The following is a 7,674-nucleotide window of genomic DNA, read 5'->3' on the forward strand; positions in this document are numbered from 1 at the left end:
GTCGGCTCGGTTTCGGGTTGCTCGGAATCCTCGCCCTGGTCTGGATCCCGGTGCGGAACCTCGACTCGGCGACGTTCTCGCTCACGAACTATCTGAGCTACTTCACCATCGAGTCCAACATCTTGGCCGTGATCGTGCTGCTCGTCGGTGGCCTGATAGCGCCGCAGAGCCCGCGCTGGCAGATATTTCGCGGCGCGGTCACCCTGTACATGCTCATCACGATGGTCGTCTACGCGGTCCTGCTGGCCAATGTCGACGTGATGCTCACCGACAAGTGGATCAACGATGTCCTGCATCGCATCGTGCCGCTGGTCCTGCTGCTGGACTGGCTGCTCGTCCCGATGGCGCAACGCCTGCGCCCCAGCCTCGAACTGATCGGCCTGTGGCTGATCTTCCCGGTCGCCTACGGCGTCTACAGCCTGATCCGCGGCCCGATCGTCGACTGGTACCCCTACCCGTTCATCGACCCACGGACGCAGGGATACGTGTCGCTGACGATCGGGTTGGTGGTGTTGCTGGTGGTGTTCGTCGTGCTCGCGGTCGCGATGGCCGGCTTGGGAGATCTGCCCGCTCGGTGGCGCGAACGCAAGTCAGCAGGCTGACCCGGCGGCGGGCCAGGTGCGCGCCTGTCGGCGCAGTGGGGTAAATGTGGAGCCATGAATGCGCTCTGGCATGGATTCGCCGATATGGGTGCCGTCGATCGTGACGGTGCGTTCGTTATCGCTCGCGGCGAGGGCGCCTACGTCTTCGACACCGCGGGCAAGCGGTACCTCGACGCCACCGCCGGGTTGTGGTTCGCCAATGTCGGACACGGCCGTGGCGAGATCGCCGACGCCGTTGCCGACCAGTTGCGCACCATCGCGCACTACTCCAACTTCGGCGACATCACCGAAGCGCCCACCCAGGAGCTCGCCGAGAAACTCTCGTCGATCGCCCCTGTTCCCGGCAGCAAGATCTTCTTCACCTCCGGCGGCTCCGACTCGGTGGAGACCGCGGCGAAACTGGCCCGCCGCTACTGGCACGAGCAGGGCCGCGCCGACAAGAAAATCCTGGTCGGGCGGCGTCTGGCCTATCACGGCATGCATTACGCGAGCACCGCGCTCGGCGGTCTGGCGCCGAACAAGGAGGGCTACGGCGTGCTGGTGGACGACACCCGCACCGTCGAATGGAACGACGCGAAGTCCCTGCTCGCCCTGATCGAAGAGGTCGGCGCCGAGCGGATCGCCGCGTTCTTCTGCGAACCGATCATCGGCGCGGGCGGGGTGTACCCGCCGCCGCAGGGCTACCTGGCCGAGGTCCGCCAGATCTGCCGTGACCACGACATCCTGTTCGTCGCCGACGAGGTCGTCACCGGTTTCGGCCGCATCGGCGGTTCCTGGTTCGCCTCCACCCGCTTCGACCTGCAGCCCGATCTGATGACCACCGCCAAGGGCCTCACCTCCGGCTACCTCCCGATGGGCGCGGTCTTCATCGCTCCCCACCTTGCGGAGCCCTTCTTCGCCGGCGGCACCTGGTTCCGCCACGGCTACACCTACGGCGGCCACGCCGGCGCGGCCGCCGCGGCCCTGGCCAACCTCGCCATCGTCGAACGCGAGGGCCTCCTGGAGGAAGCCGCCCGCCTCGAATCCACCCTTCACACCGCGTTGGCGCCGTTGGCCGACCACCCCCGCGTCGCTGAGGTCCGCAGCGGACTCGGCGCGGTGGCGGCCGTGCAGCTCGCCGACCCGTCCGAGGGTCCCGCCCTGGTGAAAACCCTGCGCGAACACGGCATCTCGGGCCGCGCCGCCGGTGCGGGCGCCATGCAGATCTCGCCGTCGTTCGTCATGACCGACGCCCAGGTCGCCGAGCTCGCCGACGGATTCGCCCGCGCCCTGGGCTGATTCGGGAGTCGATCGACACCGGGCCCGTCGGCGAAACTCGCTGGCGGGCCCGGAGTCGTGCGGGCTAGCCTGCTCTGTTCTGATCGAACAGGGGAGGACCTGCGTGCAAGCATCGGTGACCGTGACACCGGACCAACTACCGGAATTGCTGCTGCATGTCGCGGTGGTGCGGCCGGTGTTCCTGTGGGGTGCGCCGGGAATCGGTAAGAGCTCGCTCGTGCGGACCTTCGCCGATTCGCTCGGCCTGGAGTGCGTCACGCTCCTCGGCACCCAGCTCGCCCCCGAAGACCTGATCGGTGTCCCGCAGATCGTCGATGATCGCAGCCGCTTCGCACCGCCGGAGCTGATCGCGCGACCGGAGCCCTACTGCCTGTTCCTCGACGAACTCAACGCCGCCTCACCGGAAGTGCAGAAGTCGTTCTACTCGCTGATCCTGGACCGCCGGATCGGGACCTACGAATTGCCCGCCGGTTCGGTGGTGATCGGCGCGGGCAATCGCGCCACCGACAACGCGCTCGCCCGGCCGATGGCCTCGGCACTGGTCAACCGGATGGTGCACCTGCACCTGCGCGCCGATGTCGACGACTGGCTGCAGTGGGCCACCACCCACGACATCCACCCCTGGATCATCCGCTACCTCACCCAGCGCCCCGATCACCTGTGGTCGGCGCCGCCCAAAACCGAGGCACCTTTCTCCACGCCGCGCGGCTGGCACATGCTCTCCGACGCGCTGCACTCCTGCGGCGACGACATCGACGACACGACCCTGCAGGTCCTCGCCGCGGGCACGCTCACCCTCGGCCACGGTTCCGGCTTCCGCGCCTTCGTGAAAACGATCCGCCACGCCTACGACCTGGACGCGGTGCTCAAGGGTGACGCCGGGTGGCCGCGTGACCCGGCCGACCGTGACCTGCTCTATTTCCTGTCCGAGACGATGCGCGTCCGGTTGATCAAAGATCTCCCCGGCGACCGCGCGCACACCTCGCCGACGGTGCAGCGCTTCGTGATGCGCGCCAAGTCGCTGCTGGTGGAACTCGCCGAGATCTCGGTGGAGTGCGCGCAACTGGTGATCGCCTCCGATGCCGAGGGGATGCCGGTACTGCCGTCGTGGTTCCTCATCGAGGTGTCGCGGGATCTGCCGCGCCTGGCCGCGCGGCGCTGAGCATGGCACGCAAGCGGCGCACGGTCGCGGATCCGTGGCAGCAGGCGGTCGACGACGGCTGGAAGGCGGCATGCGCCCACCCGGCGTTGCGGCCGCTGGCCACCCAGTTGTACCGCCTCGACGAGCGGACTCCTCGTGCGGTGTGGGCGCGGCTGAGCGGCAGCTACGTGGGCTATCACCCGAAACGCCGGGCCACCGCACAGGAATGGGCATGGGTGTTCGCGCATTGCCTGCTCCACGCCGGATTCGGTCACCTCGATCCACGAAACACGGTGCCCGCCAACATCACCGGCCTCGACCCGGGAGACCCCGAGGGCAGGCGCGACGTGCGCGCACCGCATCCGGCCTACCGCGCGGCGTGCTGTGCCGCCGTCGACACCTACCTGACGACGATGAAGATCGGCACCCGCCCCGCCGACATCCCGCCGACGCCCGAGTTGGCCGACGAGCACGCTGCCGCAGCCCGGTGGCGCGATACGGCAGTGCCGGATGCCTTCGCGCGCACCGGGTTCGCCGACTTCCTGCTCACCTCGGCCGAGACCGCGAAACGCGTCGACAACCCCGCCCGGTTCGCGCGGGGTATCGCGGCCGCCGCCCGTGCGGCGCTGGCCACCGCGGGCGGCGAGCGCACCGCCGACGGCGTGGGTGCGCCCCGAGGAGAACGTGCGGTTGCCGACCTTCGGGGTAGTCCTCGATACGTCGGGTTCGATGGACGTAACCCTGCTCGGCAAAGGGCTCGGCGCGATCGCGTCCTACGCGCTGGCCCGAGACGTGCCGCGAGCCAGAGTCGTCTACTGCGATGCGGCCGCCTACGACGCGGGCTACCTGCCGGTGGAGGAGATCGCCGCCGGCGTGCGGGTGCGCGGTCGCGGCGGCACGATCCTGCAGCCCGGCATCCGCCTGCTCGAACGAGCCGAGGACTTCCCGGTCGACGGCCCGATTCTGGTGATCACCGACGGGCAGTGCGACGCGGTACGGATCCGCCGCGAACATGCGTTCCTCGTCCCCGCGGGGGCTTGCCTACCGTTCGCCCCCCGGGGCCCGGTCTTCCGCCTGCGCTGAGCCGACAGCGTGGCGTGGCCGACGCCGATCCGGGATCAGCGAGGATCGAGCCGCAGGGTGAAGAAGCGGCTCAGCGGGTCGATGGAGTAGCTGCCGAACGGGCCGCATTCAGCGAACCCGTGGCGCAGATACAGGCGGCGGGCCGGGGCGAAGAAGTCCTCGGCGCCGGTTTCCAGGCTCAGCCGCCGGTACCCGCGTTCTCGGCTCACCGCGACCAGGTGGGCGAGCACGGCGGCGGCCACACCACGGCCGGTATGCCCGTCGGCGGTGCGCATGGACTTGATCTCGGCGTGCTCGGCGTCGAGTTCCTTCAGCGCGCCGCACCCGACGAGGTCCTCGCCGGACCACGCGCTCCACACCGTGACCGCGGGATCGCGCAGGGCGGCGAGGTCGAGGGCGTGCATGCTGCAGGCGGGGGTGGTGTCCGCCATTTCCGCGTGGTGGGCGGCCAGCAGGCTCCGGATTTCCGCGCCGGTGAGATCATCGGCCACCACGCGAAGCTGGTCGACCGCAGCAGTCGGGTTATCGGTCATAAGTCCAGTTTGCCGATCGATGCCGCGGCCCATCGATCCGGGTCGGCCACGGTGGCAGTGAGCTCGCCGTGCTGAGCGAGCGGTGCCGAGGGCACGGCGCGAGGGCCTCGCGGTGGTGTCCGCTTCCGCGAGGCATCTGGACGAGGCACGCCCCGACCGCGGAAAACGCCCCGGGCGACCAGTACGGGTGCGAGCATGGTGGCGCGGGTGTCGACTCGAAAGTGGTGGGGTGTGGCCGATTTCGTGCAGCAGTATGCGTTCGTGCGGTGGCCGGTGGTCGCCGCGTTCGTCCTGGCATCGCTGATCGTGGCCACCCGGTTGACCGGGCGAACCCGGTCGGCGCACCGGATCGATACCGCCTCCGACAGCGCGCACCTGCTCATGTGCCTGGTGATGTTGGCCATGCTGGTGTTCCCCGCCGCGACCGACCCGCACGCGATGCGCGCGATACTCACCGCCCTCACCGTGGCGTTCGCGATCCTGCTCGCCGAACGTGTCATGGAGTGGCGCACCGGTTCGGCACCCGACGGTGTGTTGGCGCTGGGCTATCACACCCTCGCGGCTGCGGCGATGTTGTACGCGATGGCCGGGCACGGGGCCGTGCACGACCCCGGTGGGGCGCGCTGGCCCGCCGTCGGGCTGGCGGTGCTGTTCGGCCTCGATGCGCTGCTCGTCCTCGGTACGGCCGGTTACCGGTCACGCTGGCACCGCATCGTTCATCCCGCCGGTTCCCACCCGCTGACCTCGGCGCTGGTGCCTCATGTGGTGATGGACATCGGGACCGCGTTCATGCTGATCGCCGCGATCGGCCGGTGAATACCGATCCACAACCGCTCGCGCTGCGAATTGCCTTAGTGCAGGCAGGAATTCGACGATGAGTGGGCAGCGCGGTCCCCAACCGCCGCCGGGGTCGCGCGGCGCCGGTCCGCGGATACCCCCGATCGTGGCCGGTGCCGACGATCGCGAGGAGATGCGCGCGCTCTACCGCGCCACCGGCGCCGCCGCGTTCGGGCTGGCCCTGCGGGTGCTGCACCGCCGCGGTGCTGCCGAAGATGTGGTCCGCGAAGGCTATCGACGGGCGAGATCGGCGCAGTGGATCGTCGACGAGGACGACGCCGGCCGGGAACCCGATTTTCCCGCCGCGGAATCAAGGGACGACCACACCGAGCCAGCTCCGCTGTCGCGTCCCGGGCCGGACCTCGGGACACCGTGGGGGCGTTCGGCGTTCGTCGCGACCGAACAGCGATCCGACCTGGCCCCCCACACCTACGGTGCGATGGATGTCGCCTTCGGTCGCGGCGTCGTCTACTCCCACGAGGGTTCCCGCCTGCCCGACCGCGCGAGCACCGAGGCAGGCTCTCGCTCCGAGACCCCGGATCGCCTCGGCACGGACCACCCGGACCGATGCCACCAGGGCACAGACGACGCAGTCCATGGTCTGCCCGGCTCCCACGCGGACCACCCATCCGAGGTCACCGAGCCGGGCAACACCGGTACCGACCGTCTGAACGCCGACCACGCCGTCGGCCACATCGATGTCGATCGGTCGGGCGCGGTCGGCATCGACGCCGAACGTCTCGGGACGGATCGTTTCGGCGCGCCCTCCCGGATCGCCCACGACGGCCCGGCCTTCACCCCCGACCAATCCTGGCTGCTGGCCCAGATCCATCGTCTCGCGGTTCAGCGCGCGCGTCTGGACCGCCGCGGCGGCGACGACATGCCGTGGCTGGCGGCCGCGGCCAGACTCGGTTTCGACGACCCCCTCGACAGCCACTGCGAGATCTTCGTCCTCGCCTACTACGGCGGCCGCACCTACCGCGCCATCGGTCGTGAACTGGGCCTGCGGGTACCGATGGTGACGAGACTGCTGGGCGAGGGCATCGAACGGCTCGCCGAACAGCGGATCCCCCGGTGGACGGCCAGGCAGTCGTGGTGCCCGCCCGGCTCGGTCCTGTCCCTGGCCGACGCCTACGCGCTCGATGCGGTCGCCGAACTCGAACACCACCACATCGAGAACAGGCTCACCGCCACCACCCCGAACAGTCTGTCGCAGTTCGCCACCCGCGTGCGCGGTGTGCACGAAGTGCTCGCGCTGCTGGCCGCCGACGACCAGCACACCCCGCCCCGCGCGCTCGAAACCCGCATCCTCGCCGACCTGGGCGCCGCGCCACAGCGACGCGGCCACTGGGCGGCCAGACCGCCCTGGTTGCGCCGCTTCGGCGGTCAACCGGAGAGTTAGAGCACCACCACGTGGTCTTCGGCGACCCGTCCGCCGAGGCGAACCCACCCGTCGGAGTCCCACTCGGTGTAGAGCTGTGAGCCCTGCCCCTGGGTGATGATCAGCCCGCGGCGCAACTGGGCGGTGAGCGCGACCGCCGCCGCCCCGGTCGCCTCGTCCTCGGCGATGCCCATGGCGGGCGCGAACATCCTGGCGCGCAGCGCGCCACGTGACTCGTCGGTCCAGGCCCAGAAGAAATGCTGGCCGTCGGTGAAGTCGACGGGGACCAAGGCTGCCAGCTCCTGCACCGAATCCAGTTGCTGGAAGGCGAACTTCGGTGCCCACTCGGCGCGCGCGGTGATCCAGGTCAGACCGTCGGTTCGGTTGACGGCGACGGGCCCCGCGGGCACCCGCAAGGTGTGCACCGGCGTGCGTTGTACGTCGAGCCACCACGCGGTGCCGACGGTGGGATGCCCGGCGAAGGGCAACTCGACGGCCGGGGTGTAGATGCGGACGTCGGCGACGCCGTCGACCGGATCGGAGACGACCGTGGTTTCGCTGAACCCCAGCCGTGCCGCCAGTTCCTGCTTGTCGAGGGCGACGACGTCGCCCGCGCGGGCGATGCCGAGCGCGTTGCCGAGGTTTCCGGCCGGATCGGTGAACACTCGGACGACCTCGACCTGGACGTTCGGGGTATCGGGCACATCATGTGCGTTCATGATCGCGAGCCTACCGGGCCGCTGTGCGAGGCCCACCGACCCGCGAGCCCGCCAAGACACGTCCGATCCCAGCACGGCAGCGGCCCCGATCCGGAAATCC

Annotated in this window: 9 protein-coding genes; 6 read left to right on the forward strand and 3 right to left on the reverse strand. The window is 69.9% G+C overall.

Features of this window, described 5'->3' with window-relative positions:
• The 3 genes from ACFWF3_RS16465 to ACFWF3_RS16475 form a co-directional block, all read left to right on the forward strand.
• Positions 1–602: Pr6Pr family membrane protein (locus tag ACFWF3_RS16465; protein WP_379314326.1), on the forward strand; the 602-nt coding region annotated here is incomplete at its 5' end.
• Positions 603–656: 54 nt separating this feature from the next.
• Positions 657–1,880, forward strand: coding sequence for an aspartate aminotransferase family protein (locus ACFWF3_RS16470; RefSeq protein WP_379314327.1), 1,224 nt, complete (start codon positions 657–659; stop codon positions 1,878–1,880).
• 103 nt (positions 1,881–1,983) lie between these two features.
• The gene (locus ACFWF3_RS16475; protein WP_378988568.1) at positions 1,984–3,042 is read left to right on the forward strand and encodes an AAA family ATPase; all 1,059 of its coding nucleotides are present in this window, start codon (positions 1,984–1,986) and stop codon (positions 3,040–3,042) included.
• Between the two features lie 379 nt (positions 3,043–3,421).
• Here the strand turns inward: ACFWF3_RS16475 and ACFWF3_RS16480 are convergent, their stop codons facing one another.
• On the reverse strand, positions 3,422–3,673 hold the full coding sequence (locus tag ACFWF3_RS16480) for a hypothetical protein (protein ID WP_379314328.1): 252 nt from the start codon (positions 3,671–3,673) through the stop codon (positions 3,422–3,424).
• A gap of 32 nt (positions 3,674–3,705) precedes the next feature.
• Between ACFWF3_RS16480 and ACFWF3_RS16485 the strand changes: the two genes are divergently transcribed.
• The gene (locus ACFWF3_RS16485; protein WP_379314329.1) at positions 3,706–4,104 is read left to right on the forward strand and encodes a hypothetical protein; all 399 of its coding nucleotides are present in this window, start codon (positions 3,706–3,708) and stop codon (positions 4,102–4,104) included.
• Positions 4,105–4,139: 35 nt separating this feature from the next.
• Here the strand turns inward: ACFWF3_RS16485 and ACFWF3_RS16490 are convergent, their stop codons facing one another.
• On the reverse strand, positions 4,140–4,637 hold the full coding sequence (locus ACFWF3_RS16490) for a GNAT family N-acetyltransferase (protein WP_379314330.1): 498 nt from the start codon (positions 4,635–4,637) through the stop codon (positions 4,140–4,142).
• 207 nt (positions 4,638–4,844) lie between these two features.
• Between ACFWF3_RS16490 and ACFWF3_RS16495 the strand changes: the two genes are divergently transcribed.
• Together ACFWF3_RS16495 and ACFWF3_RS16500 are read left to right on the forward strand one after the other, a co-directional pair.
• Positions 4,845–5,453: a DUF5134 domain-containing protein gene (locus ACFWF3_RS16495; protein WP_379314331.1), complete on the forward strand. Its 609-nt coding sequence runs from the start codon at positions 4,845–4,847 to the stop codon at positions 5,451–5,453.
• Between the two features lie 58 nt (positions 5,454–5,511).
• Positions 5,512–6,876: a hypothetical protein gene (locus ACFWF3_RS16500; RefSeq protein WP_379314332.1), complete on the forward strand. Its 1,365-nt coding sequence runs from the start codon at positions 5,512–5,514 to the stop codon at positions 6,874–6,876.
• On the opposite strand, the gene ACFWF3_RS16505 is transcribed toward ACFWF3_RS16500, so the two are convergent.
• The gene (locus tag ACFWF3_RS16505) at positions 6,873–7,574 is read right to left on the reverse strand and encodes a PhzF family phenazine biosynthesis protein (protein WP_379314333.1); all 702 of its coding nucleotides are present in this window, start codon (positions 7,572–7,574) and stop codon (positions 6,873–6,875) included. The genes ACFWF3_RS16500 and ACFWF3_RS16505 overlap by 4 nt on opposite strands.
• Positions 7,575–7,674 lie beyond the last annotated feature (100 nt).

This window comes from Nocardia sp. NPDC060220 (genome assembly GCF_042727815.1).
Classification (GTDB): Bacteria; Actinomycetota; Actinomycetes; order Mycobacteriales; family Mycobacteriaceae; genus Nocardia.